Origin of the sequence: Paraburkholderia sediminicola, assembly GCF_046026895.1 — a bacterium.
Classification (GTDB): domain Bacteria; phylum Pseudomonadota; class Gammaproteobacteria; order Burkholderiales; family Burkholderiaceae; genus Paraburkholderia; species Paraburkholderia sediminicola_C.
In genome coordinates this window covers 1-807 of record NZ_JAQQEU010000255.1, presented here as the reverse complement: position 1 = coordinate 807, position 807 = coordinate 1, and the positions used below count along the sequence as shown (strand labels likewise).

At 66.2% G+C, this 807-nt stretch carries 1 protein-coding gene; it reads right to left on the bottom strand.

The features are described from left to right. Positions 1 to 807: autotransporter-associated beta strand repeat-containing protein (locus PQR02_RS40605; RefSeq protein ID WP_408243416.1), on the bottom strand; the 807-nt coding region annotated here is incomplete at both ends.

Here is an 807-nt window from a genome sequence, read left to right as displayed (position 1 = left end):
ACCGGCGGCCTGCGTGAGCGCACCGCTCACCGCCAGCTGGGAAGTCCCGCCGATGGCCGTGCTCGCGCCGGTCTGCGTCGTGTAGGCACCCGCCGTGAACACGCCATTCTGCGCCAGCGCCAATGTACCCGCCTGCACATCCACTGCACCGACCGAAGAGCCTGCGCCGGTGAGCGTCGCCGTTCCGGCGCCGGTATTCTGCAGCGTCCCGGAACCCAGGATCTGGTTGGCCAGCGTATCGCTCGTTGCAAACGCAAGGTTGAATGTCGCGTTATCGGTGACAACACCCGTGCCGACAGCCTGCCCGTTAGTGATGGCAAGCGTGCCGGCGTCGAGCGTCGTGCCGCCGGTATAGGTGTTCACGCCGCTCAGGGTCAGCGCGCCGGCGCCGATCTTGTCCAGAACCCCGGGGGCGGTACCGTCGCTGATGCTGCCGGTCCAGGTGGTGGTCAGGCCGGTGTTGACATTGAAGGTCGGATCGCCGCTGACAGTGACCGCGTTATTCACCGTATAGCTGCCGAGGAAGTCCAGGGTGGTGCCTGCGGCCATCGCCAGGATACCGGTACCCAGCGCGCTGGCGTTGCCCATCGTCAGCGTGCCTGCGTCGAGCGTCGTGCCGCCGCTGTAAGTATTGGCACCAGAGAGCGTCAGGGTCGCCGCGCCGGTCTTGTCCAACGCACCCGTACCGCTGATGACACCCGTGAATGTCGTGCTGGTTGCGCTGTCGTTCGCGGACAGCGTCGCTGAACCGAGCGTGATGCTGCCGGCGCCCGAGAGGTTGTTCGCAGTCTGCGCAAAGTCGTTCAG